General features: G+C 45.2%; 24 protein-coding genes. All 24 read right to left on the bottom strand.

Annotated elements, in window-relative coordinates:
- Positions 1–24: 24 nt before the first annotated feature.
- The 24 genes from AT705_RS01700 to AT705_RS01585 all read right to left on the bottom strand — a co-directional run bounded on the left by AT705_RS01700 (position 25) and on the right by AT705_RS01585 (position 20,811).
- Positions 25–1,023 (bottom strand): succinylglutamate desuccinylase/aspartoacylase domain-containing protein, encoded by a 999-nt coding sequence (locus tag AT705_RS01700; RefSeq protein ID WP_058795217.1) that lies wholly within the window; start codon positions 1,021–1,023, stop codon positions 25–27.
- Positions 1,024–1,033: 10 nt separating this feature from the next.
- Positions 1,034–1,597: a GNAT family N-acetyltransferase gene (locus AT705_RS01695; protein ID WP_058795216.1), complete on the bottom strand. Its 564-nt coding sequence runs from the start codon at positions 1,595–1,597 to the stop codon at positions 1,034–1,036.
- Between the two features lie 30 nt (positions 1,598–1,627).
- Complete coding sequence (locus tag AT705_RS01690; RefSeq protein ID WP_058795215.1) at positions 1,628–2,362, bottom strand: thioesterase II family protein; 735 nt, start codon at positions 2,360–2,362, stop codon at positions 1,628–1,630.
- Entirely contained in the window at positions 2,362–2,586 is a 225-nt protein-coding gene (locus AT705_RS01685) for an acyl carrier protein (protein ID WP_058795214.1), read from the bottom strand. The genes AT705_RS01690 and AT705_RS01685 overlap by 1 nt, the downstream gene beginning before the upstream one ends.
- Before the next feature lie 99 nt (positions 2,587–2,685).
- Entirely contained in the window at positions 2,686–3,594 is a 909-nt protein-coding gene (locus AT705_RS01680; protein WP_049866150.1) for a chlorinating enzyme, read from the bottom strand.
- Between the two features lie 74 nt (positions 3,595–3,668).
- The gene (locus AT705_RS01675; protein ID WP_058795213.1) at positions 3,669–3,911 is read right to left on the bottom strand and encodes an acyl carrier protein; all 243 of its coding nucleotides are present in this window, start codon (positions 3,909–3,911) and stop codon (positions 3,669–3,671) included.
- Position 3,912: 1 nt separating this feature from the next.
- Positions 3,913–5,388, bottom strand: a complete 1,476-nt coding sequence (locus tag AT705_RS01670; RefSeq protein ID WP_058795212.1) for an AMP-binding protein — start codon at positions 5,386–5,388, stop codon at positions 3,913–3,915.
- On the bottom strand, positions 5,351–6,199 hold the full coding sequence (locus AT705_RS01665) for an alpha/beta hydrolase (RefSeq protein ID WP_058795211.1): 849 nt from the start codon (positions 6,197–6,199) through the stop codon (positions 5,351–5,353). The genes AT705_RS01670 and AT705_RS01665 overlap by 38 nt, the downstream gene beginning before the upstream one ends.
- A gap of 19 nt (positions 6,200–6,218) precedes the next feature.
- Positions 6,219–7,028 (bottom strand): hypothetical protein, encoded by an 810-nt coding sequence (locus AT705_RS01660; RefSeq protein ID WP_058795210.1) that lies wholly within the window; start codon positions 7,026–7,028, stop codon positions 6,219–6,221.
- Positions 7,029–7,695: 667 nt separating this feature from the next.
- Positions 7,696–8,145 carry a GNAT family N-acetyltransferase gene (locus AT705_RS01655; protein WP_058795209.1) on the bottom strand — a complete coding sequence of 150 codons (450 nt, stop codon included), beginning with the start codon at positions 8,143–8,145 and terminating at the stop codon, positions 7,696–7,698.
- 211 nt (positions 8,146–8,356) lie between these two features.
- A complete protein-coding gene (locus AT705_RS01650; protein ID WP_058795208.1) occupies positions 8,357–8,746 on the bottom strand; it encodes a VOC family protein in 390 nt (129 codons plus the stop codon).
- 29 nt (positions 8,747–8,775) lie between these two features.
- Positions 8,776–9,312 carry a DUF924 family protein gene (locus AT705_RS01645; RefSeq protein ID WP_058795207.1) on the bottom strand — a complete coding sequence of 179 codons (537 nt, stop codon included), beginning with the start codon at positions 9,310–9,312 and terminating at the stop codon, positions 8,776–8,778.
- Positions 9,313–9,349: 37 nt separating this feature from the next.
- Entirely contained in the window at positions 9,350–9,832 is a 483-nt protein-coding gene (locus AT705_RS01640) for a glutathione peroxidase (RefSeq protein ID WP_058795206.1), read from the bottom strand.
- Positions 9,833–9,877: 45 nt separating this feature from the next.
- Positions 9,878–11,926: a class I tRNA ligase family protein gene (locus tag AT705_RS01635; RefSeq protein ID WP_058795205.1), complete on the bottom strand. Its 2,049-nt coding sequence runs from the start codon at positions 11,924–11,926 to the stop codon at positions 9,878–9,880.
- A gap of 22 nt (positions 11,927–11,948) precedes the next feature.
- The gene (locus AT705_RS01630) at positions 11,949–12,689 is read right to left on the bottom strand and encodes an SDR family NAD(P)-dependent oxidoreductase (protein ID WP_167551967.1); all 741 of its coding nucleotides are present in this window, start codon (positions 12,687–12,689) and stop codon (positions 11,949–11,951) included.
- Between the two features lie 271 nt (positions 12,690–12,960).
- Positions 12,961–13,728 carry an SDR family NAD(P)-dependent oxidoreductase gene (locus tag AT705_RS01625; RefSeq protein ID WP_049866204.1) on the bottom strand — a complete coding sequence of 256 codons (768 nt, stop codon included), beginning with the start codon at positions 13,726–13,728 and terminating at the stop codon, positions 12,961–12,963.
- Positions 13,729–13,899: 171 nt separating this feature from the next.
- Positions 13,900–14,763, bottom strand: a complete 864-nt coding sequence (locus AT705_RS01620) for an ABC transporter substrate-binding protein (protein WP_157576627.1) — start codon at positions 14,761–14,763, stop codon at positions 13,900–13,902.
- 11 nt (positions 14,764–14,774) lie between these two features.
- Complete coding sequence (locus AT705_RS01615) at positions 14,775–15,446, bottom strand: HAD family hydrolase (protein WP_058795202.1); 672 nt, start codon at positions 15,444–15,446, stop codon at positions 14,775–14,777.
- Between the two features lie 27 nt (positions 15,447–15,473).
- Positions 15,474–16,499 carry a hypothetical protein gene (locus tag AT705_RS01610; RefSeq protein WP_058795201.1) on the bottom strand — a complete coding sequence of 342 codons (1,026 nt, stop codon included), beginning with the start codon at positions 16,497–16,499 and terminating at the stop codon, positions 15,474–15,476.
- On the bottom strand, positions 16,487–17,410 hold the full coding sequence (locus AT705_RS01605; protein WP_049865255.1) for a dihydrodipicolinate synthase family protein: 924 nt from the start codon (positions 17,408–17,410) through the stop codon (positions 16,487–16,489). The genes AT705_RS01610 and AT705_RS01605 overlap by 13 nt, the downstream gene beginning before the upstream one ends.
- A gap of 14 nt (positions 17,411–17,424) precedes the next feature.
- Complete coding sequence (locus tag AT705_RS01600) at positions 17,425–18,483, bottom strand: NAD(P)/FAD-dependent oxidoreductase (protein ID WP_058795200.1); 1,059 nt, start codon at positions 18,481–18,483, stop codon at positions 17,425–17,427.
- Positions 18,470–19,810: a lysine N(6)-hydroxylase/L-ornithine N(5)-oxygenase family protein gene (locus tag AT705_RS01595; RefSeq protein WP_058795199.1), complete on the bottom strand. Its 1,341-nt coding sequence runs from the start codon at positions 19,808–19,810 to the stop codon at positions 18,470–18,472. The genes AT705_RS01600 and AT705_RS01595 overlap by 14 nt, the downstream gene beginning before the upstream one ends.
- Positions 19,811–20,065: 255 nt before the next feature.
- Positions 20,066–20,425, bottom strand: a complete 360-nt coding sequence (locus AT705_RS01590; RefSeq protein WP_058795198.1) for an L-rhamnose mutarotase — start codon at positions 20,423–20,425, stop codon at positions 20,066–20,068.
- A complete protein-coding gene (locus AT705_RS01585) occupies positions 20,422–20,811 on the bottom strand; it encodes an L-rhamnose mutarotase (RefSeq protein WP_049865250.1) in 390 nt (129 codons plus the stop codon). Before AT705_RS01585 ends, AT705_RS01590 begins: the two co-directional genes overlap by 4 nt.
- Between the last annotated feature and the right edge of the window lie 227 nt (positions 20,812–21,038).

Genomic DNA, 21,038 nt, shown 5'->3' with positions numbered 1-21,038 from the left:
TATGAGTAATTAAAATTCTGTTTATTACGCCACCGCCCTGCCCGGACCTGACGTAGCAAAGTAATTGACTTGTTTTAAGATGCGATACAATTCGCCAGGTTTTGGCTCACCCACTTTAATGTGTTTGGGAAACAGTAAAGCGCCCGACTGAGCAGCCTGTACCGCAATACCCAATTGCGTGTGACCCAGTAATTGCCCGGCTTCAACTTCAGTAAAGTTCTGCAGCCCCGTATGCAACTGGACATATTCTTGCGGATACGTCTCAATATGCGACCAGGTCCACATTGGATTTACTTGCTTCGGGGCCTGAGATTTAACTTCTGTCCAATTTTCAACAGCGGCCAAAGCGCGCTTAGCAGCCAATGTCCCTAGCTCAATGCCTTGTTGGTCGAATCCTTTCTGGCTTAGTTCCAGCGCAATCGATACACACCCGCAATGGGTGCCAAATTCATCACACCGCATACCCCCGAGCTTACTTGCCGTTGACTGTTTGTGGGTGATCACCGGTAGCGCGTTGTCTACTGCATGCGCAAACAATGCAGCGAGTCGATTATATTGATACACAAAAAACGGCGTATTGGTCGGCTCTATTGTCTGGTGAAAATCCAGGATAAACCGGGAGTTCTTGACAATGGGCTCCAGCTGTTTTGCTCTTTGTGATTCAAGGCTGTCTTGCGCCTGAGTGTTAAAAGTGCGATTAATATCCTGTTCCAGATAACGTTTACCTGCTTTAGCCGCGGCAACGTTGCCCAATAAAAATGTGATCCGTAAATCCGGGGTTAACTGACCATTGTCAATCTCATGGCATAAGGCATTTAGCACTGCCAGTCCGCCCACTTCATTGCCGTGGTTCAGTGCGATCAGGGTCAGATCGCTGTGAAAACCGCCGTCTTTAGATTCACCTCCTTTTGGCGCCAGGGTAAATCCCCAATCATCAATTTGTTCTACTGAAAGATTGCCCAGCGTCTTTGCGTCCCGAAATGCACTAAACTGCGTCAGCGCCTGATCTACCTGTTTGTCCATGGATTTCTCCTCATTCCCTGGGCGCAGCAAGTGCAGCCTGGTGTTCAAACGCGCTGCGCGTCATCTCATATAAATGGGCTTCAATCGGTCGGCCGAATATGGGTAGTTCATAAGTACATTCACCAACCTGCTTAATCTTGAGCGTTTGCTTTAGTTTGTTCGCTGCCCGGTTATTTTTCGGCGTTTTAAAGAGGATCCGCTGCAATGGCAAATGCTCGAAGTACCACTGCATGGCCTTTACGTAAGACACTTTACCGATGCCCAGACCACGAAATTCCGAAGTCCAGATACTGGCATGCATTACCCCACTTTCCTGTTCAACTACATCCGTTAATTCATGTACGCCGATGGCCTGTCCCTGGTACTCAATTGTCAACAAGCTACATGCCTGCGGCATCTTGTTGAGTACATATTGCAGTTGTTCACGCATTTTGTGCGCAGGTATTAACCGCTGGCGGTCAACCCCCAAATCTTCAAGAAAGGTGTTCTCGGGGTTGTGCCAGTACGCAATATGCTGGTCTATATCCGACTCCTGAAATACCCTGACCCGGACACTTTTCCATAAATCTTGCACGACGCGCTCCTTATCCGCTTGGTTCCTTAGCTATTCAGCAATGAACTCATTAATCGTTTCGATAAACTCAGCTGGTGAATTTAAATATGCCAGGTGTGCGCCTGGTAACGTCACCTGACGACACAACTGGGGCACTTCACTGCGTACAACCCAACTGTGCACTTGCGGTGGGTCAACCAGGGCATCCTCGTCCCATGCCACCGTATGGATCGGCACTGCCAGCTTGATGGTGTTATCAATTTGCCACTCTTCTTTGCAGCAAATATCTGCCAGCAAGTACGGAAGTACCAAAGACATAAGCTTTTTATTTTGTGCGTACTGCTCACTGATGTACTGACGCTCGATAAACACCGACAATACGGCATCCATATCCGTAATATTGACGCCTTGCAGAATACGGCGTTTTTCCAAAGCGCTGGCTGACAAAATCACCCGTTGCAGTTCAGGTAAAAGTCCATGTTTAGTGCAAAATGCCGCAGTTTCATAAGCGAGCACAGCACCAAAGCTATGACCATAAAAACTGGTTGGCATCGGTGGCAACTCTGTAAGTGCCGCGGCAATCTCACGTACCAATACCTGAATGTCGTTTACTGGTGTTTCCTTTACCCGCTCACACCGTCCTGGTAATGCAATGGCAATGACCTCTACGTTTGAAGGCAGCAGATCTCGCCATTTAACAAAATCAACGTGGCTGGCACCAGCGTGCCCAAAACAAATCACCCTGGCAGACGAAGTGCCCTCAGAGCTAATGTGTTTCAACCACATCACGCAGCCTCCTCAACAAACTGAACCAGATCCTGTATACATTCACGCACATAGAACTCTTGCATTGGTAAAGCAATGTTGAATGTAGATTCAATCTCACTCACCATCATCACTGCCTGCATGGAACTGATATTTAAATCAGCGATCTGCGTGTCCAGAGCAAGTGCCGGTACATCCTTTACCAGGGAAGCAATTATGCTTAAAACCTTCTCTTGTGTTTGCATTTCAACTCTCCTTTTCGAGCGAATTAAGCTTCTCACTTGCCTGTGAACACATCAGGGCAATGCTACGAAGTAAGAAGCTTCACGACGCGATACAATGATTTAGCGCTTAAAGCTAAACCCATTCAGGCTCTCATCCAGGACTCGGTTATGGCTATCATTTCGTTCACCGGATACCGAAACTACACCATACTTTTCAAGTGACAGTTCACTGCCGTACTCTGTGACTGAATCAGTGTCAGGGTAAATATCTACCGCAGCAGGTACATAGCGTGCAGCAAAGCCCAGTCGAGTTTGGTCTTTTGTGATATTTGGTAATGATGAGTGCATCAAGGTCGACCAGAAAATCACGAACTGACCTGCTTTCATTTTGATTGGTACCGCCTGAGACTCATCCGGCTTCCAGCTTGGGTCCTTTTGCAGGTTGCGATAGTCGTAGCCAAAGAAGCCGCGTTTTACACCGTCTTTTTCAAGTGCGTTCACTTCATCAGGTGTATATTCCATGTCTTTTGATTCGTCGTAGTACATTTCTTCATGTGTACCCGGAATAAAGCACAAACAACCCACTTCTTCAGACACATCTGTCAGTGCAGTCCATACTGTGATTGCACCACCAAAGTCGCTTTCACCTGGCCATCTGATTTGAGGTGCGCCAGATGCGTGAGAAAAGGTATCCGCCTGGTGCCAGTCTGTGCCTTCATCGCCTGGATATTTAGGGAACATCTCTGAACGCCAGCAGATTAAGTCCGGGCCCAGGATTGAGTTTACCTTATTAACTATAATCGGATTCATAACGTGCTCGCTGAGCGCGTCAATATCCAGGTGACGGTCATAACCAGATACTACGCTGGTGTGTTCCAGGTCATAGGCGGCATTTTTACGGTCAAACATTTTGGCACGGATATTCTTGTACTTTTCAAGAATTTCGTCACGTTCATATAGGTCAAAAGGACCGATATAACCGTTTGTACGCATTTGTTGGATTTCTTCTTCAGTTAGATAAAAGCTCATTGTATTTTCCTTAATAAAAATTTGATTAAATTGGTTTATTTAAATAAGTTTGGTTTTAGTTGATGTTAATTAAATCAGTTTGTTTGCGCTGCAGACTGGTAAAGGTTTACCCAGTCACCTAAAGTCGAATTAGCCATTAACTCGGATGTTTCGACCGTGCAGTTCAACGCTTGCTCAACTTCCATCTGAAAGTTAACCACTGCCAGAGAGCTGATCCCAACTGAGAAAAAGTCAGTTTTTTCATCAATTTCGATACCACTGAATGTGGCCTGTGCTTTTTCCAACACGATATCTTTAACTACATTACTATTTTGCATATTACACCTCGATAAGTTGATTTTTGGCAATTTTGCCATTCTTGTTTAAACTAAATTTCTCTTTTACTTCAATGATATCCGGCACCATATAGGGTGAAATCATAGTTGCCAGATCTTGTTTTATTAATTTCGATGACACAGGCTTTTTAGTCGTTACCTTTGCACTCAAAGCATTATTACCGGCATGATCTTTAATTAAGTGCACAAACGCATTTTCTATATAGTCAAGTTGATACAGTTTTTCTGTAACAAACTCCATAGATACCCGGTAACCACGTACTTTTACCAAGTTATCTTCTCTACCCAGAAAATGAATTTTCCCGTTTACTCGCTTCACTTTATCGCCGGTGCGATAAATCAGCCCGGAGGATATTTTTTCGTTATAGAAAAATGCGTTGTCTTTATCCCTGTCACCAACGTATCCCAGTGCAACTCCATCGCCGTAGGTATACAAGATACCAGCCTCGCCATCAGTCACATGCTCCAGGTCGTCATCCAGAATCGCAATGTGAGTGCCGCGAATTGGGTAGCCGATAGGCACGTTATCTTGGGGTAATGTCACGTCATCCATGACATAACAACATGTAAACGTTGTATTCTCTGTTGGGCCATAGCCATTAATCACAGTCAGACCCGGACAAGTAGCCAACACTGAGCGGATCACCGCGCTGCTGAGTACATCTCCACCGGCCAGGATGGCCCGTAATGGCTGGAATACCTCAGGACGGTTTGCCCCCAACATGTGAAATAACCCTGATGTAAGCCAAGCAATAGTCGCCTCCTTAGCTGCAACATTGCGCATAAATCTGGTCGGACTAAATTCAGCACCATCAATAATGAGTCTTGCGCCGTTCAATAAAGCGCCCCATATTTCAAAGGTTGCGGCATCGAATGAAATATCAGCCGTCATATAAATTGCATCTTCTGGGGTGACTTGAATGTAATCACTGTCTACGACCAGACGCAGTATGGCTCGGTCAGGTACTCTCACCCCTTTGGGCCTGCCTGTTGAACCCGATGTATACATAATGTAGGCACAGGCTTCACGATTGCGGATAACTCTGGGCGCAGGTTGCGTAGGTTGCTGAGCCAGCATATCTACAATATCAAGCACTTCAATGCCCATTCCAGGAAGTGATGTAACATCTGTACAAATCACAAAACGCGCCTGGGTTTCTTGCAGCATAAAACTGAGATCCGACTCATTCAGCTTGTTCGACACCGGCAAATATGTCGCGCCGACTCGCAGCAATGCCAACACAACCGTGATAAACTCAATGGAGCGTTCTAGTTTTACCAGTACAACATCCTGTTGCGTAACTCCCTGCTCCGATAATACCGCTGCGAGCTGCTCTACCGAGTGATATAAAGTGCGATAACTAAGCTGCTGTTTGTCGCTGTCCAGCGCAATGCGGTCTGGATGTTTTGCGACGCTTAACTCAAACTGCGTATAAACATTCTCTGCTGCTGATTTCATGAGAAATATCCTTTTTTAATTTCTGTAAAATGCCTGTTTCAGGGCGACAAAACGCGTAGTGGTCACCAAACTTCCCTCTGACCAGCGTGCTGTTTCTCAGCGCATTGCTTATCACCACTGATGTATCAGTCCCGACGTGCTTATCTTCATCGGAGCAATACACATAAACGTGTTTCTCAAGCTGCTTCGCATCTTCCAGATAATCGTGACTCACAAAATCCAGATAATTCAAAGCATAACGATGCAAATACAATTCATTGAAGTAAGGTTGATTGAAAAACCTCGCTTCATCGGCAACCTGACTGGCAAAACCAGCATCCGACATTTTGTCGCTTAACATAGTGCTAAACGCTCGGCTTTTGGCAGCCATTCTCAGCAAAGTATCAACTTCAAAGTAATGTGCTGGTACCTTGTACTCTTTGCTCCTTTCAGCCAAAGCGTATTCACCAAAAACCAAGAACAGTGCCTGATAATTGTCACTTTGCGCTGCAAAGTGAAGTGCCACGGCAGCGCCGGAGCAGTAACCCACAATCACAGGTTCGTGCAACGCGTATTCATCAATGAGTTGCTCTAAATCCGCAGCATGTGATGCCATTGTCAGTGCCTGAACTTGCAGTTCATCGTTGTCGTCCAAAATATGACGGCTTTGCCACGTATACAGATTGCATGTCTGCTCCAGGCTCGCGATGAAACTGTTGGCCGCCTCCAGCTCAGTGCCAAAGGGCAAAACCAGAACCACATCAGGCCTGTTTTCGACCCGCTCGGTGTGCATGCTGAGTATTGGCATGGCCCCATTTATGAATGTATTCATTAATGTTTTCATAATTTACTCAGTCGAATATGCGCCAGCCGTCTTTCTTTATAAAGAACGAGCCGATGGTTTTACGTAACGTGTCACAAGTCTGGATACCATGCATTTTGCGACAATTAAAAATACACAGCTCTCCAACTTCCGGATTGATTTCCATACTTTCAAACTGCGCCAGGAATTCCATCCCCTGTGCTTCATCCTTGCCATACAGCGCAATAAACTCATCCAACTCACTGCGGCTACTTGGCAAATAATCCCACATGACAAAACCAGCTTCGTTTGCGGCATTTTGTACCGTTATAAAGGCAGCCGTTTGTGGGTAACTGGTTTTTATTGGCCAGCTATCATTTGCCCGTGCATAAGAGATAGAGTCCGCATGTGGCGCAAAGCTAAAATTCTTTTCAGTTGAAGGCGGATATTCACGTTGCGATGCAATCAGCATTTCACGTCCTGGTTCCACTTCCAGTGTTTTTGCGCTCAGACCCTGTTCAAAAAATTCAAAGTAAGGCGTTTGCTTAAGCGCTGCGTTAACCACATTTGCAGAGTTAAAATATAGCTCCGACGTCGCCTGATATTCCTCATTAGTAGCCCGTTGTAACTTGCCCAATGTCATTCCGCTCGTCATGATACCGGTGTGGTAACGGTGGCCATTCATTGCCAGGTCGTCATGCTTTCCCCACCATAACTCGACACCTTCTTGCGACTCTACCTGTAACAAAATGACATCGTATTCACCACCATGTACAAGATTAAACGCATGCTCAAGTGATAAAGAGTCCGTTTTCGCAGTGCCGTCGAAATCGTAAATTCTTGCCTTAAATTCTTTCATGTTTCCCTCAACCCTAGTGACTATGTGTTTTTCCGTTACTTGCTCTATCACCTGCAAGCGCTTTTTTATTCCAAAACTTAACCAGATGTGTGTTGCTCTGGATTGGCATTTAAGTTGCCATAAAGTATCTTAATGCGTCAAGTCTTTACGTAAATTATTTTAATGTAAAGTTACTTTTCAACAAGCTACTTTGACCGATATATTTCAAATATCGCAATACAACCAAGATCACCTTTAACATTTAGACAACAAAAATAAAGGTGAAAAACATTTAAATCATAAAGTTAGCTAATACTTCTCAAAAATTCCGCAGTCACATTACTGCACTTTTCAAAGCAAGTTCTTCGTGGAACTTTCCTGACTTTTTCTCAGATAAAAAGTCAATCAGGTGAAATTCTGCGCAACCATCTCATTGTCTACCGAAATCAGAACAACCACTCATAAACAGGTTTAGCATCAAATCAGGCCAAAAATTGGATCCCGGAAGCCCTGCGGCAGGCTTATTTGATGCACAGCGAACAAACGAGCAACCAATGCGGTGTCGTCTTCATGAAAAAGCCTTACTGGTAATACCGAATTCGGTATAGAGTGAAGCGTGATTGCACGCTATCGCGGGGTGCACAGGTAATACCCCGCCAGATCGCTCAGATATTTACAACGCGCAGAATCAGTCAGTACTGAGAAAATAGCTAAAAAAGCCGGTGCTTCTAGTGTATCCAAACGACTCATACAGGGACTGCGCTTGTAAGTTGTCTTCTGCGGTTTCTAACGCCAACCCTTTCGCACGTGTCTCCAGAGCATGATCTTTCGCTGCATTTAACAAAGATTTAGCCACCCCCTGTCGCCTTGCACTCGGCAGGACATACAGATCATTGAGTGTCCAGGTTCGCTTCGCTGAGATAGAGGAGAAGTTCGGATACAGCTGCGTAAAGCCCAGCACCTCTTCAGATCCATTAAGTGCGATAAAAATAACTGACTCCTGATTCTCGAGCCGTTCGCAAATAAACTCATGAGCAAGGGCAAGATCGGTTCCTTGCTGATAAAACATTCGGTATTCATTAAACAGCTCACTGACTGCATCAATATCTTTCGTAGTTGCCCTTCGTGTTGTGATCATCCTATCGTCCTATTACTTTTAAGTTTTGTGCTAGTACAGTTAAAATAGACTAACGACATATCCATGGCATACAAGATAGCCATTTCATATCAATCTATCACCAACCTGGACTGTACCTGGCAATATAAGTGCCATCGCTCATATATCACCAGGCAAGCCTGTCGTTCACAACATGTTATTATTTACTGTAAATGTCCAGAGTCGAATGACTCTATTCTGGATCATGGCAAACAACGACAATCTTATTGTTGTCAACGTCGCGTATAAAGGCTGCATAGAAATTCGGGTGATCCTCTTCGCGAATACCCGGTTTTCCTGCACATTCTCCGCCATTCTCCAGCGCCGCAGCATAAAAAGCATCAACGGACTTTCTGGTGGGCGCCATAAAGGCTATGTTGGTACCATTGCCGGCAGTCGCAGGATTGCCATTAAATGGTTTAAATAGCCAGAACACGCCAATACCGAGCTCACCATAATCGCCATAAGCAGCCCAACCATCCCCCTGTTTTGCTCTGGAGACACCAATTTCAGAAAAGACGGCATCATAAAACGCCATCGCTTTATCCAGATCATTCGTCCCTACAGATATATGACTAAACATTATTAATCCCCTTTAGATCGTTTTTAAAATCAAAAGTCGCTGGTGCTATTGATAAACTCTAACTCTGCTTCTGTAGAGTCCCTGCCCAGTGCTTTGTTGCGATGAGGATAACGACCAAACTTTTCTATTATCTCTCTGTGCTTTACTTCATAGTCGTAGTAGCCTTCCAGGCCAGGTTCGGCGAATAGCTTCATCGCAGTGTCATGGATCACCAATGACTCACTGTGCATAAATGGCATGTACAAAAATGCTTTCTGATCAGGTGCCATATCGACCTGGGCGTTTGCGCGCACGGCTTCCTGAGAGAGGACCAGGGCCTGAGTATCGTTCTTGAACGCCTGAGGTGTTCCCCTGAACATGTTTCTTGAAAACTGATCCAGCAGAATGATTTCCTGAAGTCTGCCAAACGGGTTATCCCGATCTTCAAACAACTCACCTCTGACAGCCGCATAATGTAGTTCAAGAAACTTTTCCCGAAGCAACGCATCAAACTGCTCATCCTTTTCCCACCACTTATCTTCTTCGATTTCATCAAACCAGAAATTGATAACTGGACGTACCTTCATATTCTTCTCCTTATATCTTTTTATGTACTTTTAAATGCTAGGCTAAATAGGCCTGTATCTTATCCTGAATGGCTTTATCTGACGGGTCGAGCTCTGGCGCAAATCGCTCAACGATTTGACCCGTTTTATCAATGATAAACTTCTCAAAATTCCAATCTATCTGACCTGGCTTAGGTGACCGTTCATTGGTTAGAAAATGATATAACGGGCACTGGTTCTCTCCATTTACATCCACTTTTTCGGTAAGCTTAAATGTAATGGCATAGTTTTTTTCGCAAAAGGATTTGATTTGTGCGGCATCGCCGGGCTCTTGCGCCCAAAACTGATTACACGGTACACCTAAAACCTCAAACCCTTGATCTTTAAAAGTATCGTAAGTTTTCTGTAGCTGCTTATACTGAGGTGTATAGTCGCATTCACTGGCCACATTTACTATCATGACTACCTTCCCGGCATAACTCGAAAGAGGCAAGATCTCACCCGTGAGATCTCGTACAGTTAAATCATAAAACGCACTCACGCTCTTCTCCTTAATGATTTGTAATCTAATTTCTCGCTTTACACACTATATAGCAAGCGCTTCATTGCTACTTTTACGCTCAAAAGAGCGATACGCTGAAAAATAGCCTTCGTCCAACTTCTTGTAGTGTTTAATCGCCAATTCCATAGAGTTAACATGCTCCCAGTTAACCTCGCTAACCTGAAATGCAGCAAGCAAGTCCTCTCCCAGTTTCGGCATCAGCGGCGACACGTAATAGCCCAAGTACACCAAAGCGGTTGCTCTGAGCTGAAGACTAGTGCGCGCCTGGTTCTTAAAACCCAATGTGTTGAAAAGGTATTGTTCACTTTGAGAGAAATGCCACAAAGCTTCTATAAAGTACACCAGTGTATTAGCCGCACTGTGAAGCGAGAATCGCTCAGGATGGTAACTCTTCTCCATTTTTTCGGCAAAATGGCGCAAGTCATCATAAAAGGCCACATGCTGTTCATTCCAGGCCCCTGCCTCGGGCAAGGTCTCTGAACCAGGTGCATGCATGGACAGGTGCGTATTGAAGTCGCCGATTACCCGACTAAACTTGCCAGCCCAAAGATACTGAGACTTTTGCTGAAAATCAGCCAGACTAAAGTTAGACCGGAAAGATTCAGGACTGTTCAATGCCAGATAGAAGCGCCCGATATCTGGATTATTCTTTTTAAAGAACTCGTTACCCCAGATGGCATGGCCACGGCTGGTTGAAAACTTTTCGCCTTCCAAACACAGGAACTCGTTAGTAATGAAGCGGTCGGGAAATTTAATTTTCTCATTATAGCCCCACCATAAGCAGGGGAAGAGCGCGGTGAAAAAGTTGCCATTGTCGAACCCAAAGAAGTGTATCAGCTTTGCATCACTCGAGTCGGCCCAATTGGTACCTTCTTGCAAAGACCACTGCTCTGCGAACTGGGGTTGCTCAGACATATAAATAAATGCCGCGGCCATTTCTGCCCACACATAATAAACCTGATCTTCATAGCCACTTATGGTCGATTTGATCCCCCAGTGGGTCGGGTGTGTGACTGCGATTTCCAGATCATCATGGGCTTCCAATGCATGACATAACTGCATCAGATGCGCTTTCATACCTGTATTTTGCCAAAATGCCTTCAATTGAGCCATGTACTTATGTACAGGCAGATAGAGTCGCTTGATGCGCTTTTTCAAGAGCTTCTCACTCCCAAACTTGGATTGCGGTGCTATCAGATCCACACATTGATTAGGCAGTCCACACTGTTCACAGGCGCTCCCATCAGATCCGGCACCACAGTGAGGGCAAGTTCCTTTAATATACGCCTCAAACAAGTACTCCCCTGTTTGATCACAGAAATAAGCATCTTCTTCCTTCTCAATTAGCACACCTTTACTGTGCAACTGAGTGAAGAAAGCCTGAATATATGCATCATAGTCAGCTGCTTCATCAGGCGAGATAATCAAATCTAAATCAATCCCCGCCAGCTGATAAGTTTGCTTAATACTTTCGCTAAAATGCGTCAGAGTTTGTTCCGCGGTTTGTCCGTGTTGCTGTGCCTTAAGTGGAACATAACTCTGGTTGCGGTCTAAACCAGTTGCATAGTTAACCTCTACTCCCTTAGACACCAAGTACCGTTTCATCACATCCGCCGCTAAATAGGGACCAGACAAATGACCTAAATGTAAGTTGCCGTTGGGCGTAGGTGGGGTCGCGATTAACATCGCTTTACGTGGTAACACAGGTATCGCCTGACCAGCTAAAGCCTGGCGTTCAAGCTCTGCTTCTCGCCACCAAATGCTCACAAAAAACAGGTCTTCACTACCGGTGTTGATGATACTGTGGCGACGGAAAGACTCTGACAGTATTAAAGTCCCTGCTTCAATCGCTTCACATTGACCGTTGCCATGATCAAACACCCCCTGGCCGGTTAATATTATGAAAAACTCGGTTTCGTGATGCGCATGTGGTGTTGAACTTGTCCCCGCAGAGACTATTCCCACCATCCCCTGTGCTGTGTCCAGTGGTTTTCCAAGGCCTTCATCAAGCCCTAGATAATATACATTGTAGAACTTCTCTAACTCTGATTTACTTAATTCCTTGACCTGCATTTTAACGCCCCCACTCTCGTATTTACGCGTTATTACTCATATAGATATCGCTCAAACAACAAACCCGATCCTGTAACAGTGCAAAATTAATGGCCTGATACACATCTTTATCTGTCACATAGCGCTGTTCAGTTGCCTGTGCGTGCTCTTGCCATTCCCCCTGTTCGGTGGGCCTATGATTAATAAATTTAGGCGGATAGATGGTCATCACTCTCAATCCACTTCCAGCCATCCGGTCACGGATCCGTGAAGCAAAGGTGGCCATTGCTTTTTTCGCCGCTGAATAGGCTTCATGTGCCGGCTCTGAAGTTGTAGGTAGCGCACTCACAGAGGAGATATTCACAATGTCCGGGCAGTGAGAACGCGCCAGCAATGGCAACAGGCTTTTCGTCATTAACGAGGAGCCTGTGAGTGTCGAGCTTATTGCCTGTACGATATCTTCATCTTTGGCAGACAAAAACGACCCTTGCAACCAATACCCTGCATTATTGATTAAAATATCTATATGGTCGGTGTCTTTCTCCAGTTGAGATTTGAGTAACGTGATTTGGTCGGCAAAGCACATATCTGCGCCATAGCAATGTAGCCTGGCTTCAGGAACAAAATTGTGAACCATAGCAGCTGTTAGCTGAGCCTTTTCCATCGTTCTGGCAACCAAAAATACCTCAGCGCCCTGCTGAGCAAAACGGATCGCAAGAATTCTACCAAAATCCGGACTGGCTCCCGTAATGAGTACTCGCTTGTCTTTGAATTGTGAAGTCATTTCCCATATTCCAAGTTTGTATTCTGGCACCAAAAAAGCACCAGACATGCTTTTAGTCGAACACAGCATTACCTGTACGCGCGCCGCATACATCACTCTGTCCATTTCTGAATGACCTGTACCTAAAGGGATATTTTTCTTTAGTCAGTAGTAATGAGCCATTTACAACGACTCGCCGTCATTATCTGGCTCATTTGAAACGCAGTCCTTGTCGACTGATTAGTTAAATGATCAGGCAAAGCACTAAGTATGCCTTGCCTGGTCAAAGTGATTACGCTTCGTCAATCACTTCCGTCGCAGACGCGTTGTTGTTGCTTAATATAATCTTATCAATTGAGCACACCCGATCCTGAGATAGGGCAAATTTAATACACTCAAATACGTTGCGTGCGGTCAGGTACTTCAATTCTGTGTGCGATCTACGCTCATTCCACTGCTCGTCATCTAACGGCGAAGGATTATCGAAATTTGGTGGATAAACAGAAATAACGCGCACGCCTTGTCCTTTCATGCGATGACGTAACCTATCCGCAAAGGTAGACTGGGCAGATTTGGCCGCACTGAAGGCTTCATTGACTGTCGAATGTGTGTTGTTTTCCAGGCTAGCTGTACTGTTGACAAACACAATGTCCGGAGTTTTCGAGTTTTTCAATAAAGGCAGGAAGTGTTTAGTCATTAAGATGCTACCTGTCGCCGTTGAATTGATAGTCTCGACAATGCCTGTATCATCAGCCTGTGCCAGATGGCCATCGAGCCAGTAAGACGCGTTATTAATCAGGATATCCACTTCACCTGACACTTCCTGAACACCATGGGCAAACTTTTCAATATCAGCGGGCTTAGATACATCCACCTGAAATGTGGATATCTTGGCATCAGGAACCACTTCCTTGACTAACTTAGCCGTCGCATCAACCTTCTCTAGCGTTCTGGCTGATAAAAATAACTCTGCGCCCATTTGAGCAAACAATATAGACAGAGTTTGCCCAAAGTCCGGACTTGCGCCCGTAATCACAACCTTTTTATTTTCAAAACTCATTTGATCTTTCCTAGCAAAATGAAATTAAACTGTCTTTGCACCTTCACGCAATGCAAAGCACATTAGCTTTTCCTTTAAGTTCTACATTAAATGAGAACCATTTGGTTTGTAACATAAAAGACACCAACATCCAACCAAACAGCTGCAAACAAGCCACATGGTAGTAATATATTAATAAAATTCATTTACCACTGCGTTGGGCAAGTCGAGGTGCCGGAGTGTAAATTCACTCATCGTGTATTCCCGATCACAAAACCCCTGATGGCGCTGCAAGTACGACATCGGTTCACGTGGCGCTTCAATCATACACTGGTCGGCAAGTCTCAAGGCGCGCTCAACACTTTCCTCAAACCCTCCAACCGGATAGATCACACTAACCCGTTGACGAGTCTGCGCCACCATGTGTTCAAATTCATCGACTGCCGCATCATCACAGCAAATCACATTGGTACTTCTGTTATTCAAATCCAAGTGTAAGATTAATTCAGCCAGGTTACGGTGCACGCCCAGTGCCAGAACAGTGTCTATCTGGGTATCTACAACCAGTCTGCTTTTATCAACACAAGAAAACGACCGCCCTAACCGCAATCGCAGTAAATGCAAAAGATGTGCACCGTAGCGACTACCATCGCAAAAGACCGCAAGGCGTGGCGTTTTTTCCAACACAGCCACCATCATATCCAACATTTTTCCTTCATCAGGACAAATACGAAATACGTTTTTAAAGTGCGTCAGTTCAGCTTTGGTTGCTGCCGGTAAAAGCAGAGGTATCCCTTTTTCAAGGTAGACAGGCGCAGCCAGCATTGCACAAAAACTATTGAGGTGACCCACGACAACACGTGCACCGCAGCCAATAATTTGACTGGTGCAAGCCGCAATAGCGTCAGGTTGAGCTTCATCGTCAAATAACTCGCACTCAATACCTTCGCTGTGCTTAAGTTTGTCTGCGACTTGAGCCAACATGCGACCATAATCTGAACGAGGACCACTAAGTGGGCCGACTAAAGCAATATCCGTTTTTACCTTTTTCATCATAACCTACCCACTTAAACATGCGTTTCGTCAGGTAACAAACTGTCAAAGCTGTCCAATTCAGCTACCCAACGTTCTGTTTTTAATGCCATGAGAGACGCCTTGCTGTGTAATGAATAAGGGGCGAACAGCGCAAAGTTAAGGTCACATGCTTCACTGCTTTTTATATCCTGAATTGAGTCACCTATGAACAGGATCCTTTTGGTACTTTCGGCACCCTGTATTTTTCTAAGGTTTGATACTTTGTCTACGGGTCCACCATATATCGCCTTAAAGAATCGACTCAGGCCTTTGTCTTGAAGTACAGTACATGCTTTTTCCTGAGGTGAGCCAGTCGCCACATAAAGTGTGACCCCCTTACTTTCAAGCATTGCGAGCAATTGCCTGACCCCGGGGATCACCTGTGCAGACAAATACGCCTCTTCGCTGTAGGTGGAAAACCCAAGGTCCAGCTTTGCAAACAAATTACCCGCAAGCAGAGCGGATAGCATGTCCCGATACACACCAAAGTGTTGCTGTCTTGATTTGCCAAAATTGGATTCAAAGTAGCCAATAAACTCCGCGCTCAGCTCGGTATGCAACTCGTCAATTGTGCGTTGCATTGCTTGCACTTTGCTACGATTCGAGTCTATCAGGACACCGTCCATATCAAACACGACAACATCAAAATCCTCTACTCTGTTCACACATTCACCCTTATATCGCACCTGCTCTTAGGCAGGCTCAGCTACACTCGCTTCCAGACACATATCCAAAACATCAGCCCGGAATCGGCTTGCATCGTGCTGCGCTAACTCGTCGAGCACAGCCAATAAAGCCATCCTGTCCAGGTGCTTATTCGCGATCAGCACCTGTATATACATAGGATGAATTTTTTTCTCCGCCGCAATGTAATAAAACAGGTTAGTGCCCCATTTGTACTTTTCCATAAGTGGCTCTATGTGACATGCAATCAGTTGGTTCATATGCCCATGATGCGCTTTATATCGCTCATAATATAAAGCATTGAGCAACGACTCAGTCGTTACATTACCAGCGCCGCGCCCCATGCCATTTACCGTCGAATCTATCCAGGTTATACCTGTATTTGTGGCTTCAAGCGCGTTAAGCAGAGCCAGTCCCTTGTTGTCATGACCATGAAAACCGATTTCTCCTTGCCATCCTTTTCTGATACTGGCGACCACTTTTGGAATATCCAGCGGAGTCATGCAACCAAACGAGTCTGCAAAGTAAACTGACTCGACCAGCTCTAGTTCTTCTAGTTCCAGAAGGCTGTGTGATAGTTCAGCTAAAACGCCATTGGTCACTTGCATTAAATTGAGCGCTACACGGTAGCCCTGCGCAGCCAGGCGTCTGATCAACGGACTGACTTTACTGACCTCTTTGTAATTAATCGCCACTCGCATTAAGTCAACCACTGACTCACTTGCAGGCTTTATACAGCGACACATGAACTCATCGAGCGCTTGCGTACTCGACACGACCTGCTTGGCATCTAACATCACGGCATAAGTCAAACCTGCCGGCAAAGGTAAGCCTGCTAAGAATTCGTCCGAACAGTTAGCGAACCGCCCACGACGGTTATCGGGATTTGCATCGCGATAACCTAACTCTACGATATCGACACCACAACCAGACATCACCGCCAAATATTGCTCAACAAATTTGTCAGAAAAGTCCCAATTATTGTGATACCCCCCATCCCGGAGGGTACAATCTAGCAAGGTTATTTTTGCCATTTTACCTGCTCCATCAAGGAGTAAATGTAGTCAAAAGTTCTGTCAACTTCACTCAGCGTTTCCTGATCCGGAATATAATCCAGCGGCGGGCGTACACGATCACTTTTAAATACACCCAGGCGTTTCAAGGTATGTTTACCGATCGTCTGATAGCAATCGACACTATTCATCATCAGGCACATCAGGTAGGACAGTGCATGCGCAATATTTCGAGCATCATCAACTCGATCTGCTTTGAGCAAACTCCACAGACAAACCAAAATTTCGACGGTGTCAGCAGCCGGGATAGTCCCCGCGAGTCCTCGTCGATAACAGTCTTGCAGCATCATGCCGCCATCACCTTCAAAGATCTTCGCCTTACCCTCTGACATATCTCGCAAGATGCTGAGTTTGGGCGGCGTAGGCGACGATTCAGGCTTGAACAATACCTTATCCTGGCCAAACTCGTTTACCAGTCGGGCCTGATTTTCCTGCGATAATGGGATCTTCGCATAACTTTTAGCATGGTGGATCATCACTGGGATCGACACGCGAGTGATCACCTCCTGATAATAGTTATACATTTGCTCTTCACTCAGCGCAGTCGTAGTGGGGTGCATAAGTAGCAGGCAGTCTACTCCGGCGTCTTGGGCATGCAAAGAATAGTCAATGGCGTTCCTGGTACTCTCAGCACCGGTACTGGCAATAACAATTCCCCGATTTTCGTTTTGCGCAACAGCCAGTTCAATTAAACTATGACGCTCAAAGGTGTTGAGTCGGAGCAATTCAGACACCTGGCCAATCACAAACCCATTAGCGCCGGCGTTGTATACGTGATCAATTTGCTTGCGATAATCCTCTTCGTCAATATCGTATGCTGCATCGAAAGGAGTTAAACAGACTGGCAATACACCTTCAATTACTTTGTTCATCACTTTAGTCCTTGTTACTTATGATTTATTAATTCGTCTACACGTTGCGCAATCGCCGGGGCAAGCTTAAATCCGCCACCACTGAATCCGGCTGCGACAACAATGTTCTCGTTTTCGTTCACAAACTTGATTTCTCCATGCCCGTTCTGGGTATAGGAATCTAAACACCGATAGCCTCCCAAACTCTGCATGGCCTCAGCCCAGCTAAATCGCTTATCCGCCTGCTCGCAAATCAGTTGAGTGTGGTTTGCAGCAATAGGCGATTTAGGCAAGTCCAGTTGGCGGTTAAATGTCGGGTACCCGACCAGGACCGCGCCCTCTCTGTCTGGACGCCCATTCAGGTTATATTCGTCATCAATGTAAGCCGGGTGTTGTTTCGGGAAAACGTCACTTTTAAATCGGTTTACCTGAATTTCCTGAGCATACACTGAGGTCTGTAAGCCGGCTTGTTCTAATAAAGTAGTGGACAATGGTCCCGCACACACCACAACCTTGGCTGCATAGATAGGTCCCATATTGGTTTGTAAGCCCTGAAACTGGTCTTTTGCCATTAACAGCCTTTCAACCTGACACCCCTCAATCACAACGCCCCCAGCTCTCTCACCCGCTTTTGCCCAGGCGATTGTTGTTTCATAGGTGTCCATATAGCCGGCACCAGGCTCATAAACAACACCTTGTCCGGATGAGATGTTCAAAAAAGGAAATTGATTTTTCGCATCCTGATCAGTTAACCAGTGCATTTCTACAACTGAAGACAACCGGTCAACTTCACTCCTGAGCGCCTGATTTCTTTCTGGTTTATCCAGATAAATAAAACCGGTTTCTGTGAGCGAACAGTGACTGTCGGTATACTCTGCAAACTGGCGATAATAGTGATAACCCTGTACCGCCATATCACTTAGCACCGGATCCGAATGAAAACAGCGTACGATCCCACCAGAGTAACTAGTTGCTCCCTGACATAGTCTGTCTTTTTCAAGCAAAGCAACCTTCAAACCTTGCTGAGCCAGGCGATGGAAAGCTGCCGCTCCAACCACACCACCACCGATCACGACGACATCAAATGAATTCATAATTACGCTCCTTAACCGCGCTATCCTGCGTCGCCGCGGGCTTAGTTACACTTTCATTATTGACGGGAACATCAAGAATATTTTGCAAGATCTCTTCGCTGCGAACAGACAGAGTCGATAGTAAGGTATCAGTAAGCCCATGTGCATTTTCACTGAACCCTTGCAATATAATCCTGGCATTAACATGCGCTTGCGTTTTGACACAAAAGTACCGAGAGATAATCGGCTTGTTTTGCTCAAACTCAATCAAGCCATACAATGAATCAAGCAAAGGGTGGGGAGACGCTCTCTCATACCCTGTTGCCATAATCAACGCATCAAAGTGCTCTGTTACGGCCTTGTCATTGTGGATATCTCTTAGTGTCACCCTGACTTTATTCGATGTGACTTTGGCGTCTTCGACACGAGTCATACGACGAAAATGTAAACGTGGCACGCCCTCGACCTCTTCCTGATAATGAATATGATAAAGCTTATCAATTAACTCAATATCTACGACGTTATAGTTAGTCTGGCTCAACTCCGCAAGCAGTGCATCCCGGCGTTTAGCTGCGACGTTATAAAACACATCCACTGCGTCTGGATCAAAAATCTCATTCACAAAGCTGCTTTCATCGGCCGGTTTGTAGCCAAACCCACCAAAGACGGAATGCACGGTTGCCTGCGGGAAGTTGGCATGCAGGTACTCGACGATCTCCGCTCCACTCTGGCCTCCACCAGCAACGCAAAATGATGGAGTACCTGTGTGTTCAAACTGCGCAATATTCGATAAAAACCCGGAACTGTGCCAAATTTTACCTGGAAAAGGTTGGATATTCTCCGGAAATTTAGGAGTTCCACCTGTCGCAATAACCAGATTTCGACAAAACACTGACTCTATCTCACCGCTTTCCACATGTTGATAAAATACCTGCCATAGATTCACTGACTCAGTGCCAACAGGCTGCACATCTATCACACGTTTTGAATACTGCACAACACCAGGTAGTTTGTCGGCGGCCCATCTAAAATACTTACAAAACTCCATACGAGTTGGGTTAAACGTTTTCAGATTTGAGAACTTCAGCAATCTACCCTGTGCTTTCAGATAACTTAAGAAACTATACTCACTGGCAGGGTTACGCAGCGTTACTAAGTCCTTTATAAATGACACCTGTATCGTGGCGTCTTTAATCAACATATCCTTGTGCCAAATGAACTCTGCTGAGCGTTCAATAAAACTCATCGACAAAGGTGTATTGGCACTTTGGTTATACTCTTCAATAGCAATCGCTAAGGCCAGGTTTGAAGGGCCAAAACCTACGCCAACCACGTCCAGTATTTGCATAATATTCTACATCCTAACGGCTGTATTTGATTGAAATTCAGGCAAAGTAACACATGCTCTAAGTTCACCCTGAGTGACTCAATGCGGCTTCATAAACACATCTGTCAGCTTTACCCACTCGAATTAATACCTAATACCTAGTCAATGCCAAAAGGTAAATTTAAAGTTAACACGTTACACTTTAGGTGCAGTAAAAGGATATATGCACCAGACTTACTCACTTATGCATTGACTATGTATCTAAGTAGCATAAAGTTAAAATTCGACGCGATGATCACGCCTGTCATACGCATAGATTTTTTCCATGGGTAGCCAATCTGTGACCCCCTGGTTATTCTCCAGGCGCTTTAATAAACCTCCACACAACTCATCCCACTCTTTAACTTTAGGGCCGATATTCACATACTGTTTAAAGTCGCGCTCAATAACCAATCGCTCATCGGCTTCGATATACATAAACAATTTTAAAGGCGGCATATGAAAAAGCTGCATCGATTTAATGCCCATTTTCTCAAAGGCATCCTTCACCTCAGGCCAAACATCTCGATGAAGCGCTTCGTAGTGTTCACGACTGGCATCGTCTTTGAAATTAATGCTGAATCCATAAGATTTCATCGGTCAACTCCTTCTATTTCTACGTCTCTTGTGTCGTAGTGATAAATCTTGTTCATTACGGCCCATTCGGTTTTGCTGTCGTTTTCTGGCCATCTCTCTAACAATTCCATGTGCATGATATCGTCCCAACCCTGAACTCTGGGGTGCAACCCCATCGCCGCGGCAAAACTGTCATATGGCACAAAGTCATTTTCTGTTTCCATATGCATGAATAACGTCAGCTCATCCATAAAGAAAATTTGTACCGAGCGAACACCTATATCATCAAGCGCATCGTGTACTTCTGGCCACACGGACTTGTGATACTGGAAGTAGCGCTCTTTCGCAGCTTCATTACGAAGCTTGATCGTAAAGCCATAAGTTTTCAAACCAACCTCACTATTCATCTTTAGTCATAATTTAAACGTACGTTCACCTCACAGAGAAGCCTAAAATGTGATACGTACAGCTGAATTTAAATTTTTATATGTCTGGTTCACGCAATGAACCCGTTTTCATTTCAATGTAGAGAACGATGAAATCTTTTCTAATAGGTGCGCCTCAGATAAACGCTCAATTGCCTGTACATTTTTATCGATAGAATGAGGATACACTCAAGGCAAATCTCACGCGT

It is taken from the genome of Pseudoalteromonas rubra (genome assembly GCF_001482385.1).
GTDB lineage: Bacteria > Pseudomonadota > Gammaproteobacteria > Enterobacterales > Alteromonadaceae > Pseudoalteromonas > Pseudoalteromonas ardens.
Note: the sequence above shows the minus strand (reverse complement) of the source record. Positions and strands in the feature narration are given on the sequence as shown.

What these genes read in the sequence shown, in the direction of transcription:
- AT705_RS01700 (WP_058795217.1), bottom strand. Translation starts at nt 1,023, where the DNA reads ATGGACAAACAGGTAGATCAGGCGCTGACGCAGTTTAGTGCATTTCGG.
- AT705_RS01690 (WP_058795215.1), bottom strand. Translation starts at nt 2,362, where the DNA reads ATGTGGTTGAAACACATTAGCTCTGAGGGCACTTCGTCTGCCAGGGTG.
- AT705_RS01685 (WP_058795214.1), bottom strand. Translation starts at nt 2,586, where the DNA reads ATGCAAACACAAGAGAAGGTTTTAAGCATAATTGCTTCCCTGGTAAAG.
- AT705_RS01680 (WP_049866150.1), bottom strand. Translation starts at nt 3,594, where the DNA reads ATGAGCTTTTATCTAACTGAAGAAGAAATCCAACAAATGCGTACAAAC.
- AT705_RS01675 (WP_058795213.1), bottom strand. Translation starts at nt 3,911, where the DNA reads ATGCAAAATAGTAATGTAGTTAAAGATATCGTGTTGGAAAAAGCACAG.
- AT705_RS01670 (WP_058795212.1), bottom strand. Translation starts at nt 5,388, where the DNA reads ATGAAATCAGCAGCAGAGAATGTTTATACGCAGTTTGAGTTAAGCGTC.
- AT705_RS01665 (WP_058795211.1), bottom strand. Translation starts at nt 6,199, where the DNA reads ATGAATACATTCATAAATGGGGCCATGCCAATACTCAGCATGCACACC.
- AT705_RS01660 (WP_058795210.1), bottom strand. Translation starts at nt 7,028, where the DNA reads ATGAAAGAATTTAAGGCAAGAATTTACGATTTCGACGGCACTGCGAAA.
- AT705_RS01655 (WP_058795209.1), bottom strand. Translation starts at nt 8,145, where the DNA reads ATGATCACAACACGAAGGGCAACTACGAAAGATATTGATGCAGTCAGT.
- AT705_RS01650 (WP_058795208.1), bottom strand. Translation starts at nt 8,746, where the DNA reads ATGTTTAGTCATATATCTGTAGGGACGAATGATCTGGATAAAGCGATG.
- AT705_RS01645 (WP_058795207.1), bottom strand. Translation starts at nt 9,312, where the DNA reads ATGAAGGTACGTCCAGTTATCAATTTCTGGTTTGATGAAATCGAAGAA.
- AT705_RS01635 (WP_058795205.1), bottom strand. Translation starts at nt 11,926, where the DNA reads ATGCAGGTCAAGGAATTAAGTAAATCAGAGTTAGAGAAGTTCTACAAT.
- AT705_RS01630 (WP_167551967.1), bottom strand. Translation starts at nt 12,689, where the DNA reads ATGACTTCACAATTCAAAGACAAGCGAGTACTCATTACGGGAGCCAGT.
- AT705_RS01625 (WP_049866204.1), bottom strand. Translation starts at nt 13,728, where the DNA reads ATGAGTTTTGAAAATAAAAAGGTTGTGATTACGGGCGCAAGTCCGGAC.
- AT705_RS01620 (WP_157576627.1), bottom strand. Translation starts at nt 14,763, where the DNA reads ATGATGAAAAAGGTAAAAACGGATATTGCTTTAGTCGGCCCACTTAGT.
- AT705_RS01610 (WP_058795201.1), bottom strand. Translation starts at nt 16,499, where the DNA reads ATGGCAAAAATAACCTTGCTAGATTGTACCCTCCGGGATGGGGGGTAT.
- AT705_RS01605 (WP_049865255.1), bottom strand. Translation starts at nt 17,410, where the DNA reads ATGAACAAAGTAATTGAAGGTGTATTGCCAGTCTGTTTAACTCCTTTC.
- AT705_RS01600 (WP_058795200.1), bottom strand. Translation starts at nt 18,483, where the DNA reads ATGAATTCATTTGATGTCGTCGTGATCGGTGGTGGTGTGGTTGGAGCG.
- AT705_RS01595 (WP_058795199.1), bottom strand. Translation starts at nt 19,810, where the DNA reads ATGCAAATACTGGACGTGGTTGGCGTAGGTTTTGGCCCTTCAAACCTG.
- AT705_RS01590 (WP_058795198.1), bottom strand. Translation starts at nt 20,425, where the DNA reads ATGAAATCTTATGGATTCAGCATTAATTTCAAAGACGATGCCAGTCGT.
- AT705_RS01585 (WP_049865250.1), bottom strand. Translation starts at nt 20,811, where the DNA reads ATGAATAGTGAGGTTGGTTTGAAAACTTATGGCTTTACGATCAAGCTT.